This is a genomic window from Pseudomonas sp. D8002, from assembly GCF_013385695.1.
Taxonomy (GTDB): Bacteria; Pseudomonadota; Gammaproteobacteria; order Pseudomonadales; family Pseudomonadaceae; genus Aquipseudomonas.
This window is the reverse complement of sequence record NZ_JACAPM010000032.1, coordinates 278,015-293,170: the sequence shown is the minus strand read 5'-3', so window position 1 is coordinate 293,170 and position 15,156 is coordinate 278,015. Positions and strand designations below refer to the sequence as shown.

Sequence of the window (15,156 nt, the reverse complement as noted above, 5' to 3'; positions counted from 1 at the left end):
CCCAAAACCGCTGCAGGGGCTTTACATTGGCACTTGTAGCGCGTTTGCGATGGCCTGCGAAAAATCAGCGCTTCCCTAAACGCTGGTGATTTTTTAAACTGTTCAGTCCGCTCGCCCAACCGGGCAGCGCGCATATTGCATTCGCTCCGAGGAATACCATGGCCCGCGTAACCGTTGAAGACTGCCTAGAACACGTGGATAACCGCTTTGAGCTGGTCATGCTCTCTACCAAGCGTGCCCGTCAACTGGCCACTGGCGGCAAAGAGCCCCTGGTCCAGTGGGAAAACGACAAGCCTACCGTTGTAGCCCTGCGTGAAATCGCTGAAGGCCTGATGAGCTACGAGTTCATCGCCAACGCCGAAATCGTTGAAGACGAACCGCTGTTTGCAGCGTTCGAGGACGAGTCCAACGAGGCCGTCTAAGCCTATGCCTGGTCGACGTAGCACGGCGCGGGGTCACAGCCAACGGCAGGAGTTAATACTTTGCCGAGCATAGACGCCCTCGCCGATCGCTTATCGACCTACCTCGGTCCAGACCAGGTCAACCTGGTCCGCCGAGCGTATTTCTACGCCGAACAAGCCCACGACGGCCAACGCCGCCGCAGTGGCGAGGCGTATGTCACGCATCCTCTTGCCGTGGCCAATATTCTTGCCGACATGCACATGGACCATCAGAGCCTGATGGCCGCGATGCTGCATGACGTGATCGAAGACACCGGCATTGCCAAGGAAGCGCTCAGTGCGCAATTTGGCGAAACCGTGGCCGAACTGGTCGACGGGGTCAGCAAACTGACCCAGATGAACTTCGAGACCAAGGCCGAAGCCCAGGCGGAAAACTTCCAGAAGATGGCCATGGCCATGGCCCGGGACATCCGGGTGATCCTGGTCAAGCTGGCCGACCGGCTGCACAACATGCGCACGCTGGAAGTGCTGTCCGGTGAAAAACGCCGGCGCATCGCCAAGGAAACCCTGGAAATCTACGCGCCCATCGCCAACCGGCTGGGCATGCACGCCATTCGTATCGAGTTCGAAGACCTCGGCTTCAAGGCCATGCACCCGATGCGTTCCGCGCGCATCTACCAGGCAGTGAAACGCGCCCGGGGCAATCGCAAGGAAATCGTCAACAAGATCGAAGAATCCCTGAGCCATTGCCTGGCGATCGATGAGATCGAGGGCGAAGTCAGCGGCCGGCAGAAACACATCTACGGCATCTACAAGAAGATGCGCGGCAAGCGCCGGGCCTTCAACGAGATCATGGACGTGTACGCGTTCCGGATCATCGTCGACAAGGTCGATACCTGCTACCGCGTGCTGGGTGCTGTACATAATTTGTACAAGCCCCTGCCGGGACGCTTCAAGGATTACATCGCGATTCCCAAGGCCAACGGCTATCAGTCGCTGCATACCACGCTGTTCGGTATGCACGGGGTGCCGATCGAGATCCAGATCCGCACCCGCGAAATGGAAGAGATGGCCAACAACGGCATCGCCGCCCATTGGCTGTACAAATCCACCGGCGACGAGCAGCCAAAAGGCACCCATGCCCGCGCCCGCCAGTGGGTCAAGGGCGTGCTGGAAATGCAGCAACGTGCCGGCAACTCCCTGGAATTTATCGAAAGCGTGAAGATCGACCTGTTCCCGGACGAGGTCTACGTGTTCACGCCCAAAGGCCGGATCATGGAGCTGCCCAAAGGCTCCACGGCGGTCGACTTTGCCTACGCGGTGCACACCGACGTGGGTAACAGCTGCATAGCCTGTCGGATCAATCGTCGACTGGCCCCGCTGTCGGAACCGCTGCAAAGCGGCTCCACGGTGGAGATCGTCAGCGCACCGGGTGCGCGCCCGAACCCGGCCTGGCTCAACTTTGTGGTCACCGGCAAGGCTCGCACCCACATCCGTCATGCCCTGAAACTGCAACGCCGTTCCGAGTCCATCAGCCTGGGCGAACGCCTGCTGAACAAGGTGCTCAACGGCTTCGACAGCTCACTGGACAAGATCCCGGCCGAACGCGTGCAGGCGATGTTGCACGAGTACCGCCAGGAACTGATCGAAGACTTGCTGGAAGACATCGGCCTGGGCAACCGCATGGCCTATGTGGTCGCGCGCCGCCTGCTGGGCGAAGGCGAACAGTTGCCAAGCCCCGAAGGCCCGCTGGCGATTCGCGGCACCGAAGGCCTGGTGCTCAGCTACGCCAAGTGCTGCACGCCGATCCCTGGCGACCCGATTGTCGGCCATTTGTCTGCGGGCAAAGGCATGGTGGTGCACCTGGACAACTGCCGCAACATCAGTGAAATCCGCCACAACCCCGAGAAATGCATCCAGCTTTCGTGGGCAAAGGATGTCACTGGCGAATTCAACGTCGAGCTGCGGGTCGAGCTGGAACACCAGCGCGGCCTGATTGCCCTGCTGGCCAGCAGCGTGAACGCGGCCGACGGCAATATCGAGAAAATCAGCATGGACGAACGCGATGGCCGCATCAGCGTGGTCCAACTGGTGGTCAGCGTGCACGACCGCGTGCACCTGGCCCGCGTGATCAAGAAACTGCGCGCCCTGACCGGGGTCATCCGCATCACCCGCATGCGCGCCTAGCCCATCCATTACAAGGAGTCATTCATGACCAAGACTGTTATCACCAGCGACAAGGCACCAGCAGCAATCGGTACTTATTCCCAGGCGATCAAGGCGGGCAATACCGTCTACATGTCCGGCCAGATTCCACTGGACCCAAAAACCATGGAGCTGGTTGAAGGCTTTGAAGCCCAGACCATCCAGGTCTTCGAAAACCTGAAGTCGGTTGCCGAAGCTGCGGGCGGTTCGTTCAAGGACATCGTCAAACTGAACATCTTCCTCACCGACCTGAGCCACTTCGCCAAGGTCAACGAGATCATGGGCAAATACTTCGAACAGCCGTACCCTGCCCGCGCCGCCATCGGCGTTGCCGCCCTGCCAAAGGGCGCGCAGGTTGAGATGGACGCCATTCTGGTCATCGAGTAAAACATCCGGCGCAGCGCTTCCACGGGAAGGCTGCGCCGAATTGGTTCTTGGAAGGATTTCGTAATGCGCAAAGCGCTCGTTGCCTCTTCGTTGCTCGCCCTGTTGCTCGGCGGCTGCGCCAGCAATCCCGCCGACCTGGATGTGAGCGGCACCTGGATCAACCAGGCCGCCATCGACGCGGCAGCCAAGGGCGGCCCTTTGCGTGAAGCCCTGCAGAGCTATGGTCCGAACCTCGAATGGGAGGTGAACACCAAAGCGTCCCAGGCCCGCTACTACAACGGTTTTGAAGTAGCTGAAGGCAAATTGCTGGGTGAAAAATCCGGCGCCTGGAGTGTCGATTTCTACGGCAGCTCCGCCACTGAACTCAAGCGTAAAGGCAAGCTGCTGCTGCAAGGGGCCAATGATAACGAGCCCGAGCAACTGTTCGCCCGTGCCAAGGATCCAGCTCCCGAAGGCGCGCCACTGGGTGCCAACTTCGAACGCACCCTGTACGCCGCCTACATGGGCGGCACCTGGAAAATCAGCAGCGGCACTGGCGAAGGCGCCACCGTACAGTTCCAGGCCAATGGCCAGGTGACCGGCTTGCCCGGCGCCGATCAGTACTCGCTGTGCCTGGCGGGCGATTGCGCCTCCATGAGCGGCGGCTACGACAGTATCTGGCTACAGTTGAACGGCCAGGGCAACCCGTGGATCTTTGCGCGCAAGGGCAAGCAACTGGAGATCTTCCAGGCGATCAACACCGCCCAGGCCGACGAGGTACCCTCGTTTACCCCCGGGCCACGACAGTGGTTGCTGGAAAAACAGTGACGCAAAAAAGGAGCCCTCAGGCTCCTTTTTCTTCACGCCGCGATCAACCCTCCAGGATCGCCGCATACCCTTCGCGATAACTCGGATAACGCGGCACCCAGCCCAACGCCTTGGCCCGGGCGTTGCTGCACTGCTTGCTACCGGCGCGTCGCACGCTGGCGTTCTCGGCCCATTCGGTCACGCCAAGGTACTCGCGCAACCAGGCAACCACCTCGGCCAGCGGGGCCGGAGCATCGTCAACGCCGATGTAGCACTTATCCAGCACACCGCCCTGCTCCACGTGCTGCAGCAAAAACGCCAGCAAGCCCGCCGCGTCATCGGCGTGAATCCGGTTGCCATATAAAGGCGGATCAATCGCCACGCGATAACCCTGGCGCACCTGGCTCAGCAGCCATTCCCGGCCCGGGCCATAGATACCGGTGAGGCGCACCACGCTCGCGGGAATGCCGCTATTCAACGCCACTTGCTCGGCTTCCAGCATCACTTGTCCGGAATAACCGCCTGCCTTGGTCTCGGAGCTTTCGTCGACCCACTCACCGTTCTGCTGCCCATACACACTGCTGCTGGACACAAACAGCAGGTGCTTGGGCTCCTGGCCGTAGTCGTTCAGCCACTCCAGCACATGCCGCAACCCTTGCACGTATGCCGCACGATAACCCGCCTCGTCGTGATCAGTGGCGGCCGCGCAATACACCAGGTAATCCACCCCGCCCACCGGCCAGGTATCGGGACAGTCTTCATTGAACAGGTCGCCGGCAATCCCGATAACGCCCTTGGGAAGGCGCGAAATATCCCGCCGCAGGCCATGAACCTCCCAGCCCTGGGCCAGCAATTGGGTGGCCAGACGGCTACCGACATCGCCGCAACCGGCAATCACCACAGAAGGCGCAGACATCACAAAACTCCGTTCTTAAAGGTCAAGGTTAGCCCCCGCAGATGACCGGCGGCCAGCAAAACGACAAATAAAGTAACTGTATTACTTCTGTTAACAAGAATTACTTGCAATAATAACCGCCCATTTGTCCTCGACCCGTTACGGTCTGGAAGGACGCTCACTCATTTTTTCTCTCAGGTCCGGCCAGCATGACACGCAATACATCCCCCGCTTCGCCAACCAAGCCTCACAGCCCATCCCGCGCCTGGCGTGCGATTGCTGCAGTGCTGTTCAGCGTCCTGCTGGCACCGACCGCCGCGTTCGCCGACAACACCGCGCCTGCAGCGAGCGCGCCAGCTACAGAGCAAAACGCTCCTGCGCCAGCCGCCGCACCGGCCGCGACCGACCCGGCCCTGGCCGCCGAAGGCGCACCGGCTGACGAATCCGGCGTCGTGCTGGAAGAAGACAACAGCCTGGGCATGGCCCACGACCTGTCGCCGTGGGGCATGTACCAGAACGCTGATATCATCGTGAAGATCGTGATGATCGGCCTGGCCATCGCTTCGATCATCACCTGGACCATCTGGATCGCCAAGGGCTTCGAACTGCTGGGCGCCAAGCGTCGCCTGCGCACTGAAATCGTCCACCTGAAAAAAGCCACCACCCTGAAAGAAGCCAGCGAAAGCGCGGCGAAGAAGGGCACCCTGGCGCACCTGCTGGTTCACGACGCACTCGAAGAGATGCGCCTGTCTGCCAACACCCGTGAAAAAGAAGGCATCAAGGAACGCGTCAGTTTCCGTCTTGAGCGCCTGGTTGCCGCCTGCGGTCGCAACATGAGCAACGGCACCGGCGTGCTGGCCACCATCGGTTCCACCGCGCCCTTCGTCGGCCTGTTCGGTACCGTATGGGGCATCATGAACAGCTTCATCGGCATCGCCAAAACCCAGACCACCAACCTCGCCGTCGTGGCGCCCGGCATCGCCGAAGCCCTGCTGGCAACCGCACTGGGCCTGGTTGCCGCGATTCCTGCGGTGGTGATCTACAACGTCTTCGCCCGTTCGATCGCCGGCTACAAGGCGCAGGTGTCGGACGCTTCGGCAGAAGTCCTGTTGCTGGTCAGCCGTGACCTCGATCATCTGCCTACCGAGCGCAGCTCGCAACCGCACATGGTGAAAGTGGGGTAATCGGCCATGGGCCTGCATTTGAATCAAGGCGACGACGAGCTCGTCGAGAACCACGAAATCAACGTCACGCCGTTTATCGACGTGATGCTGGTGCTGCTGATCATCTTCATGGTGGCTGCACCGTTGGCCACCGTGGATATCAAGGTCGACCTGCCCGCTTCCAGCGCGAAACCTGCGCCGCGGCCGGAGAAACCGATATTCCTCAGCGTGAAGGCGGACCAGCGTCTGTTCCTGGGCGAAGAAGAAGTCAAATCCGACACCCTGGGCGCGGTGCTCGACGCCAAGACCCAGGGCAAGAAAGACACGACCATCTTCTTCCAGGCCGACAAGGGCGTGGACTACGGCGACCTGATGAGCGTGATGGATGCCCTGCGGGCAGCCGGCTACCTCAAGGTAGGCCTGGTCGGACTTGAGACGGCAGCCAAGAAATGATCACGACGCGCCACAAACTGACGCGTTATGGCACCAGCCTTGCCGTCGTGCTGGGCGTCCACGCCGTCGCGATCATCATCGCGCTCCAGTGGTCGGCGCCACATATGGTCCAGCTGCCTCCGGCCGCCATGGTCATCGACCTGGCACCGATGCCGGCGCCACCACCTCCGGCCCCGCCGAAGGTGATCACGCCGCCACAGCCGCCTGCGCCAGTCGAAGAGCTGCCATTGCCGAAACTGGCCGAGGCACCTAAGCCCACGATCCAGGTGCCAAAGCCGGTCAAGCCCAAGCCAAAACCACAGCCGCCCAAGCCTGTGGAGAAGAAGCCCGATCCGCCCAAGGAAAAACCTTCCGAAGAGCCGCCGAGCGAAACTCCGCAGAACAACGCGCCTACGGAAAAATCCGCCCAGCCACAACCGGGCCCTTCACCGCAGCAGATCGCGGCCAAGGCCACTTGGGAAAGTACCCTGCTGGGCCACCTGCAGAAGTACAAGAAGTACCCGCCGGGCGCCCAGGCGCGTGGCAAGGAAGGCCTGAACCGCCTGCGTTTCGTGGTGGATGCCGATGGCAACGTGCTGTCCTACGAACTGGTGGGCCGCTCCGGCAACGCCGACCTGGACCGCGCCACCCTCGACATGATCCGTCGTGCCCAGCCGCTGCCCAAGCCGCCGGCCGACATGTTGAAAGGCGGGAGCATCGAGATCGTTGCACCATTCGTTTACAACATCGAAAAACGTCGCCGCTAAACCCTACCGTGGGCACTTTCGGGTGCCCACGGCTGCTGTTCCCTCCCCCGCGCATCACCGCAACCTGAACCAGGCTTGAACGAATCGACACCTAACTCGATCTTCACTTGTAACAATTAAAGACAGCGCTAATTATCCGCGAATCGTTCTCATTAGCGGACATTCGGCATGCCCAACCTTGCCCGGCTGGCTCTCCTCCTACTGGCTTTACCCGCCGCTGCACAGGCGGATCAGCTGGTCACCCTGGTCATTCAGAACCACACCTTCAGCCCCTCGACGTTCGAGGTGCCGGCCGGTGAACGCTTTCGCATTCAACTCACCAGCCATGATGAAAGCGTCGACGAGTTCGAAAGCTACGACATGAAATTCGAAAAAATCATCGTCCCCGGCAACACCATCACGGTGTTTGCCGGCCCGCTGCATCCCGGCACCTACACCTTCTTCGATGACTACCACCCCGACCAGGCCAAAGGCACGGTCACCGCCGTCGCAGCCAAGGAGTAAGCCATGCTGGCCTGTCTGTTGATCGTGTTTCGTGAAGTGCTGGAAGCCGGGATTGTGGTGGGCATCGTGATGGCCGCCACCCAGGGCCTGGCAAGACGTGGGCTGTTCATTGGCGGCGGAATCGCAGCCGGCGTACTCGGTGCCGGCATCCTCGCACTATTTACCGGCGCAATTACCCAGGCGCTGCAGGGCTTTGGCCAGGAGATTTTCAACGCAGCCATCCTGGTGGTCGCCGTGGTCATGCTGGGCTGGCACAACTTGTGGATGGCCAGTCATGGTCGCGAGCTGGCGACCCAACTGCGCAGCGCAGGCAATTCAGTACTCAAGGGTGAAAAATCACTCTGGGCCCTGGCCGTGGTCATCACCGTGGCCGTGCTGCGCGAAGGCTCGGAAATCGTGCTGTTCCTCTATGGCATCGCCGCCTCCAGCCAGACAGACCCACTGTCGATGCTGGCCGGCGGCGTGCTCGGCATCGTCGCCGGCGCCGCGCTGTCCTGGCTGATGTACCGCGGCCTGGTCGCCATCAGCCTCAAGCGCCTGTTCTCGATTACCGGCTGGATGATCGCCTTGCTTGCCGCCGGCATGGCTGGCCGGGCCGCCGCGATCCTCGCCGGTATCGACCTGATTCCCGCCTGGGGCTACCAGCTCTGGGACACCTCCTGGCTGGTCTCCGATGGCAGCCTCACCGGCCGCGCATTGACCGCGCTGGTGGGCTACACCGACCGACCTCTGGGCGTTCAATTGGTGGCGTGGCTTGTCACCCTCTCGCTCCTGGTGCTGGGTAACCGTTTACTGCATTCACGCCCGACACAATCACATTAACCGCCCCAGGAGCCCCACCATGAAACACCCGCGCAACCCCTTCGCCGCCGCACTGCTGCTCGTCAGCGCCGTGGCCGCTTCCTCCCTCGCCCAAGCCCGCGAATACCCGATTGGCGGACCGGTGCAGATCAATGACATGGAGATCGCCTCCTCGTACCTGGTGGGCATCGAAATGGCGCCCATGCCGCCAGGCATGGTGATGAGCAAGGACTCGGTACACCTTGAGACCGATGTGCACGCCACGGCCGACAACAAATACGGCCTGTCCAACGGTGAGTGGGTGCCCTACCTGACCATCAGCTACTCACTGGTCAAGGAGGGCTCGCCCGACTACAAGGAAATCGGCACGCTGTTGCCGATGGTGGCCAAAGACGGCGCCCACTACGCCAACAACGTGAAAATGGACGGCCCCGGCACCTACACCGTGGTGCTGCGCTATGAAAGCCCACAGATCAAGGGCTTCTTCCACCATGTAGACAAGGAAACCGGCGTGCCTGAATGGTGGGCTCCCTTCACCGAAACCTTCACCTTCAAGTACCCGCAAAAGTGAAATACGGGGCGGCGATACCCGATTAACCGGTGTCGCGGCCCCTACGCTGTCTGATAACGTGCGTCTATCGATTGCAGCCGGTATGCTTGGCCCGCAACCTCATGGACGCCCGCTATGACTCTTACAGAATTACGCTACATCGTTACCCTCGCCCAAGAGCAGCACTTCGGCCACGCGGCCGAGCGTTGCCACGTCAGCCAGCCGACGCTGTCGGTGGGTGTGAAGAAGCTTGAAGACGAACTCGGTGTGCTGATTTTCGAGCGCAGCAAAAGCGCCGTGCGCCTGACGCCCGTCGGCGAAGGCATCGTCGCCCAGGCCCAGAAGGTTCTGGAACAGGCCCAAAGCATTCGCGAGCTGGCCCAGGCCGGCAAGAACCAGCTGACCGCCCCGCTGAAAGTCGGCGCCATCTACACCGTCGGCCCGTACCTGTTCCCGCACTTGATTCCGCAACTGCACCGCGTCGCGCCGCAGATGCCGCTGTATATCGAAGAAAACTTCACCCACGTGCTGCGCGACAAACTGCGCAACGGCGAGCTGGACGCGATCATCATCGCCCTACCGTTCAACGAGGCGGATGTGCTGACGCTGCCGCTCTACGATGAGCCGTTCTACGTGCTGATGCCGGCGTCCCACCCATGGACGCAGAAAGACACCATCGACGCGGGCCTGCTCAACGACAAGAGCCTGCTGTTGCTGGGCGAAGGCCATTGCTTCCGCGACCAGGTGCTGGAAGCCTGCCCGACCCTGACCAAGGGCAACGACGGCGCCAAGCACACCACCGTGGAGTCCAGCTCCCTGGAAACCATTCGCCATATGGTCGCCTCCGGACTGGGTATCTCGATCCTGCCGCTGTCGGCGGTCGACAGCCATCACTACGCCCCCGGCGTAATCGCCGTGCGCCCACTGACGCCGCCGGTACCGTTCCGCACCGTGGCGATTGCCTGGCGTGCGAGCTTCCCGCGTCCGAAAGCGATTGAAATCCTCGCCGACTCGATCCGCCTGTGTTCGGTGGCCAAGCCGCCTGCTGCGAGCTAAGTAACGGTATGACTGAGCTGTCGCAGGTATCGGTGACGGCACTCAAGGGTGTCGGGGAGGCCATGGCCGAGAAGTTGGCCAAGGTCGGGCTGGAAAATCTCCAGGACGTGCTGTTCCACCTGCCCCTGCGTTACCAGGACCGCACCCGCGTGGTGCCCATCGGCCACTTGCGCCCTGGGCAGGACGCCGTGGTTGAAGGCACCGTCAGCGGCGCCGATGTGGTGATGGGCAAGCGCCGCAGCTTGGTGGTGCGCCTGCAAGACGGCACCGGTGGCCTGAGCCTGCGCTTCTACCACTTCAGCAACGCCCAGAAGGAAGGCCTCAAGCGTGGTACCCGCGTGCGCTGCTACGGCGAAGCCCGGCCCGGTGCTTCGGGGCTGGAAATCTATCACCCGGAATACCGCGCGATTACCGGCGACGAACCGCCGCCGGTAGACACCACCCTCACGCCAATTTACCCGCTCACCGAAGGCCTGACCCAGCAGCGCTTGCGCCAACTGTGCATGCAGACTCTGACGATGCTCGGGCCAAAAAGCCTGCCCGACTGGCTGCCCCAGGAACTGGCGCGCGACTATCAACTGGCGCCGCTGGATGATGCGATCCGCTACCTGCATCACCCACCCGCCGATGCCGACGTCGACGAGTTGGCTCTCGGGCATCACTGGGCCCAGCATCGCCTGGCGTTCGAAGAACTGCTGACCCATCAACTGTCCCAGCAGCGCCTGCGCGAGAGCATGCGTTCGCTGCGCGCGCCGGCCATGCCCAAGGCCAAGCGCCTGCCTGCGCAATACCTGGCCAACCTGGGGTTTGCACCGACGGGCGCCCAGCAACGGGTCGGCAATGAAATCGCCTACGACCTGAGCCAGAAAGAACCGATGCTGCGGCTGATCCAGGGTGACGTGGGCGCGGGTAAAACCGTGGTCGCCGCCCTCGCCGCGTTGCAGGCCCTCGAAGCCGGCTATCAGGTGGCGCTGATGGCGCCCACCGAGATTCTCGCCGAGCAGCACTTCATCACTTTCAAGCGCTGGCTCGAACCGCTGGGCCTGGAAGTCGCATGGCTGGCCGGCAAGCTCAAGGGCAAGAACCGCGTAGCCGCCCTGGAGCAGATCGCCGCCGGCGCCCCGATGGTGGTGGGCACCCACGCGTTGTTCCAGGACGAAGTGAAGTTCAAGAATCTGGCGCTGGTGATCATCGACGAACAGCACCGCTTCGGTGTGCAGCAGCGCCTGGCCCTGCGCCAGAAAGGCGTGGGCGGCCGCATGAGCCCGCACCAGTTGATCATGACCGCCACACCGATCCCACGCACCCTGGCCATGAGCGCCTACGCCGACCTCGACACTTCGATCCTCGACGAACTGCCGCCGGGCCGAACGCCGGTCAACACCGTGCTGGTCACCGACACCCGCCGCGTCGAAGTCATCGAACGGGTACGCGGCGCCTGCGCCGAAGGCCGTCAGGCGTATTGGGTGTGCACGCTGATCGAAGAATCCGAAGAGCTGACCTGCCAGGCCGCCGAAACAACCTATGAAGACCTCACCAGCGCCTTGGGTGAACTCAAGGTCGGGCTGATTCACGGTCGCATGAAGCCGGTGGAAAAGGCCGCGGTAATGGCCGAGTTCAAGGCCGGCAACCTGCAATTGCTGGTGGCGACCACGGTGATTGAAGTCGGCGTCGACGTCCCCAACGCCAGCCTGATGATCATCGAGAACCCCGAGCGCCTGGGCCTGGCGCAACTGCATCAATTGCGCGGCCGCGTCGGCCGGGGCAGCGCCGCCAGCCACTGTGTGCTGCTGTACCACCCGCCGCTGTCGCAGATCGGTCGCCAGCGCCTGGGGATCATGCGCGAAACCAACGACGGCTTCGTGATCGCCGAAAAAGACCTCGAACTGCGCGGCCCCGGCGAGATGCTCGGCACCCGCCAGACCGGCCTGCTGCAATTCAAGGTCGCCGACCTGATGCGCGATGCCGACTTGCTGCCCGCCGTGCGCGACGCGGCCCAGGCGTTACTGGAGCGTTGGCCGGAACACGTCAGCCCGCTGCTGGATCGCTGGCTGAGACATGGGCAGCAATACGGCCAAGTGTGACGGCTGACTCACTTAGACAACCCTCACTTGTATCAAGCTGGTTATACTCCAATGACTGTAGGAAATTGGATTCAGGCCATGTCAGAAGTTGCCCTCGCCACAGCCCCACCGACTGCACCCTCGGTGATTCGGACGCTGCTTGCAAAGCTCGCCATCAGCTACACGGAAGTTGCCGAACGCCCCGGCCTGAACCCGGCGCAGAAGGTTCAAGCCGTACTGCTCGATGATGCCGTGGGTGCACTCATGGTGCTGTTTCCACAGAACCAGTTGCTGGACCTTAATCGCCTCGCCGAGCTCACCGGTCGGCGCCTCACGGCCGTGTCGCCGGAGCGCCTGGAGCGCATGCTCGGCAAGCACAGCCTGAGCCTGCTGCCCGGCCTGCCGCCGCTGACCAGTTCTCCCTGCCTGTACGAAGAAAGCCTGTTGCGTGAGCCGACCGTGCTGGTGCACTCGGGCGAAGCCGGGCTGCTGCTGGAGATTTCCAGCGACGCGTTCAAGAGCATGCTGACCAAGGCCAGCGCCGCGCATTTCGGCGAGCCGCTGAGCAACATCCGGCCAAACCTGGATCGCCCCAATGACGACCGCGAGGAAATCACCCAGGCGATGCAGGCGTTCACCGCCCGCCGTATCCAGCAGCGCCTGGAAGCCACCATCGAAATTCCACCGCTGGCCGATACCGCGCAAAAGATCATCAAGCTGCGGGTCGACCCCAACGCCACCATCGACGACATCACCGGCGTGGTCGAAACCGACCCGGCCCTGGCCGCCCAGGTGGTGAGTTGGGCCGCGTCGCCCTACTACGCCTCGCCGGGCAAGATCCGCTCGGTGGAAGACGCCATCGTGCGCGTGCTGGGCTTTGACCTGGTGATCAACCTCGCACTCGGCCTGGCCCTGGGCAAGACCTTGAGCCTGCCCAAGGACCACCCGCAACAGGCCACGCCGTACTGGCACCAGTCGATCTACACCGCTGCCGTCATCGAAGGCCTGACCCGCGCCATGCCCCGCGCCCAGCGCCCGGAAGCCGGGCTGACGTACCTCGCCGGCCTGCTGCACAATTTCGGCTACCTGTTGCTGGCCCACGTCTTCCCGCCGCATTTCTCACTGATCTGCCGGCACCTGGAGGTCAACCCGCACCTGTGCCACAGCTACATCGAGCAGCATCTGCTGGGCATCAGCCGCGAGCAGATTGGTGCGTGGTTGATGCGCTATTGGGACATGCCGGACGAACTGTCCACCGCCCTGCGCTTCCAGCACGACCCGACCTACGACGGCCAATATGCGGAATACCCGAACCTGGTGTGCCTGGCCGTGCGCTTGCTGCGCAGTTGCGGCATCGGCTCCGGGCCGGATGAATCCATCCCGGACGAACTGCTTGAGCGCCTGGGGCTGACCCGGGACAAGGCAGAGGATGTGGTGAGCAAGGTGCTGGACGCGGAAACGTTGTTGCGCGAGTTGGCTTCGCAGTTCAGTCAGGGATAAATCGGGCGCCTGTTACACCGTATTCGCGAGCAAGCCCGCTCCCACATTCGACCGAGTTCCAACTTTGGAATGGGATTGAATGTGGGAGCGGGCTTGCTCGCGAATGCAGGCGACTCGGTATTGCTGAAGAAGCCCCTAGCCTTTGGGCTTTTTCTTCGGCTTCAAATACTTGGTCAACCCCTGGAACCAGATCACCAGCGCCGGGTTGCCCTTGATCTGGATCGACTTGTCCTGAATCCCCGTCATGAACGCCAGTTGCTTGTTCTTCGCCTGCATCGTGGCGAAGCCGTAGGCGGCATCCTTGAAGGCAATGGCAAACGCAGGCGCGGGATGAACACCCGAACGGCTGGTGATGCGCTGGTCTTTGACGATGAAGTGACGGGCAACCTTGCCGTCGAGGGTCTGCAGCTGGAACGCCAGGTCCTTGTCACCCAACTGCTGCTGGAACGCAGGGTTGGTGCGGCTGGCTTTGCCCATCAACAGGCCAAGCATCCAGAGAAGAAAACGAAATTTCATGCACACGGCCTCAGTGTAATTATTGGGTGGCCGCAGCAGTTTAACGATTTGTGCAAATAACGCTACCGATCTCCCGTTTTAGCAGGAGATCGGCTGGCGTTTAACGCTTATAGCAACAACTTTCCTCAGACGTTAGGGCAAGGAACCGGTGCCCAATCCGCCAGGTTCGGATCACGGCAAGTGCCTTCGATCTGCGCTTTACCGGCGCTGGCAACCTGCTTGCTTTCAGCTTGCTTGGTCTGGGCGGTCTGGATGGTTTTCTCGGTGGCTACGGCTTCTTTCGGCACGGTTGGCAGTACCGGCTTTTTCGCGACTTTTACCGGCTTCTTGCCTTTGGCTGGCGTCACCACCGGCGTGGTATCGGCAGTCGCAACAGTGACCACGTCAGCACGTTGTACGCCCACTTGTTGCAGATCCTGCTCGTACGCCTGGGTGTAGTTGTTCAGGTCTTCGCTGGCCTTGCCGTTCACCGCGACGATCAGGTCGTTGGACTCTTTCAGGCCCGAGACGATTTCTGCCAGGCGCTTGCGGCCTTCAACGTCGTTGACGGTCTTGGCCTTGCGGTCGGCCACCAGCTTGGTGAACGCGCTCTGGTAGCACTGCTGGGACGCCTTGGCGTACGCGGTGCTGCGGTCGATGTCGGAGGCACGCTTGTTGACGTCGGTGGCGTAGGAGGCGATGCGCTGGTTGTCATCGGTGATCTGCTTCTGGCGCTCGGTGTAGTAACCCGCAGCACCACCGGCCAGGGCGCCGCCCGCTGCACCGATGGCAGCGTTGCGGCCGCGCTTGTCGGAGTCGCCGGTCAGGGCGCCCAGCAATGCACCACCGGCCGCACCCAGGGCGGCACCGGTGACCACCGACTTGGTCAGGTCCGAATCGGTAGCACGCAGGTGCTGCACCGGCTCGTAGCAGTTCGGGTAGTACTCGACCTTGGTGGTCGAGGCGACCTTGTTGGTCGGCGACGTTGCGCAACCGGTCAGCACCGAGCTGAAGCCTGCGGCAATCAGCAGCAGATGACGCTTGGAAACCGCCTTACGGGAAAAAATCATCGTTGTGTTCTCTTTTAAGTTTGACTTGCCCAGCGCGGCCCACCGCCGCCTGAGTCCCTTCCAAGCTCGCTGTACAACCAG

Annotated in this window: 16 protein-coding genes; 13 read left to right on the top strand and 3 right to left on the bottom strand. The window is 62.0% G+C overall.

All coding sequences use genetic code 11. The features are described 5' to 3' along the window. The first annotated feature begins 158 nt into the window (after positions 1-158). The 4 genes from rpoZ (at position 159) to HX807_RS19360 (ending at position 3,800) form a co-directional block, all read left to right on the top strand. Complete coding sequence (gene rpoZ / locus HX807_RS19375) at positions 159-422, top strand: DNA-directed RNA polymerase subunit omega (RefSeq protein ID WP_003176920.1); 264 nt, start codon at positions 159-161, stop codon at positions 420-422. Positions 423-482: 60 nt separating this feature from the next. Beyond that, complete coding sequence (gene spoT / locus HX807_RS19370) at positions 483-2,588, top strand: bifunctional GTP diphosphokinase/guanosine-3',5'-bis pyrophosphate 3'-pyrophosphohydrolase (RefSeq protein ID WP_008439435.1); 2,106 nt, start codon at positions 483-485, stop codon at positions 2,586-2,588. A gap of 24 nt (positions 2,589-2,612) precedes the next feature. After that, positions 2,613-2,993, top strand: coding sequence for a RidA family protein (locus tag HX807_RS19365; RefSeq protein WP_003213288.1), 381 nt, complete (start codon positions 2,613-2,615; stop codon positions 2,991-2,993). 63 nt (positions 2,994-3,056) lie between these two features. Next, positions 3,057-3,800 carry a hypothetical protein gene (locus tag HX807_RS19360; RefSeq protein WP_003213290.1) on the top strand — a complete coding sequence of 248 codons (744 nt, stop codon included), beginning with the start codon at positions 3,057-3,059 and terminating at the stop codon, positions 3,798-3,800. A gap of 43 nt (positions 3,801-3,843) precedes the next feature. Here the strand turns inward: HX807_RS19360 and HX807_RS19355 are convergent, their stop codons facing one another. Then, positions 3,844-4,695, bottom strand: coding sequence for an SDR family oxidoreductase (locus tag HX807_RS19355; protein ID WP_087693712.1), 852 nt, complete (start codon positions 4,693-4,695; stop codon positions 3,844-3,846). A gap of 188 nt (positions 4,696-4,883) precedes the next feature. Here HX807_RS19355 and exbB point away from each other — a divergent pair, with 188 nt between their 5' ends. The 9 genes from exbB to HX807_RS19310 all read left to right on the top strand — a co-directional run bounded on the left by exbB (position 4,884) and on the right by HX807_RS19310 (position 13,510). Next, positions 4,884-5,858: a tonB-system energizer ExbB gene (gene exbB / locus HX807_RS19350; protein ID WP_177050770.1), complete on the top strand. Its 975-nt coding sequence runs from the start codon at positions 4,884-4,886 to the stop codon at positions 5,856-5,858. A gap of 6 nt (positions 5,859-5,864) precedes the next feature. Next, positions 5,865-6,290 carry a TonB system transport protein ExbD gene (gene exbD, locus HX807_RS19345; protein WP_003213296.1) on the top strand — a complete coding sequence of 142 codons (426 nt, stop codon included), beginning with the start codon at positions 5,865-5,867 and terminating at the stop codon, positions 6,288-6,290. Further along, positions 6,287-7,036, top strand: a complete 750-nt coding sequence (locus tag HX807_RS19340; protein WP_003213297.1) for an energy transducer TonB — start codon at positions 6,287-6,289, stop codon at positions 7,034-7,036. Before exbD ends, HX807_RS19340 begins: the two co-directional genes overlap by 4 nt. 168 nt (positions 7,037-7,204) lie before the next feature. Then, a complete protein-coding gene (locus tag HX807_RS19335) occupies positions 7,205-7,540 on the top strand; it encodes a cupredoxin domain-containing protein (RefSeq protein ID WP_177009054.1) in 336 nt (111 codons plus the stop codon). 3 nt (positions 7,541-7,543) lie between these two features. Continuing rightward, positions 7,544-8,362: an FTR1 family protein gene (locus HX807_RS19330; protein WP_008439439.1), complete on the top strand. Its 819-nt coding sequence runs from the start codon at positions 7,544-7,546 to the stop codon at positions 8,360-8,362. Between the two features lie 19 nt (positions 8,363-8,381). Next, positions 8,382-8,912: an iron transporter gene (locus HX807_RS19325; RefSeq protein WP_177050768.1), complete on the top strand. Its 531-nt coding sequence runs from the start codon at positions 8,382-8,384 to the stop codon at positions 8,910-8,912. 114 nt (positions 8,913-9,026) lie between these two features. Next, on the top strand, positions 9,027-9,947 hold the full coding sequence (locus HX807_RS19320; protein ID WP_003213305.1) for a hydrogen peroxide-inducible genes activator: 921 nt from the start codon (positions 9,027-9,029) through the stop codon (positions 9,945-9,947). Between the two features lie 8 nt (positions 9,948-9,955). Beyond that, the gene (recG, locus tag HX807_RS19315) at positions 9,956-12,031 is read left to right on the top strand and encodes an ATP-dependent DNA helicase RecG (protein WP_003213306.1); all 2,076 of its coding nucleotides are present in this window, start codon (positions 9,956-9,958) and stop codon (positions 12,029-12,031) included. A gap of 78 nt (positions 12,032-12,109) precedes the next feature. Further along, positions 12,110-13,510 carry an aminoacyl-tRNA deacylase and HDOD domain-containing protein gene (locus tag HX807_RS19310; protein WP_177050766.1) on the top strand — a complete coding sequence of 467 codons (1,401 nt, stop codon included), beginning with the start codon at positions 12,110-12,112 and terminating at the stop codon, positions 13,508-13,510. A 135-nt stretch (positions 13,511-13,645) separates the two neighbouring features. Here HX807_RS19310 and HX807_RS19305 read toward each other — a convergent pair whose 3' ends face one another. Then, entirely contained in the window at positions 13,646-14,026 is a 381-nt protein-coding gene (locus HX807_RS19305) for a hypothetical protein (RefSeq protein WP_008439448.1), read from the bottom strand. 125 nt (positions 14,027-14,151) lie between these two features. After that, a complete protein-coding gene (tagQ, locus tag HX807_RS19300; RefSeq protein WP_177050764.1) occupies positions 14,152-15,075 on the bottom strand; it encodes a type VI secretion system-associated lipoprotein TagQ in 924 nt (307 codons plus the stop codon). Positions 15,076-15,156: the final 81 nt, after the last annotated feature.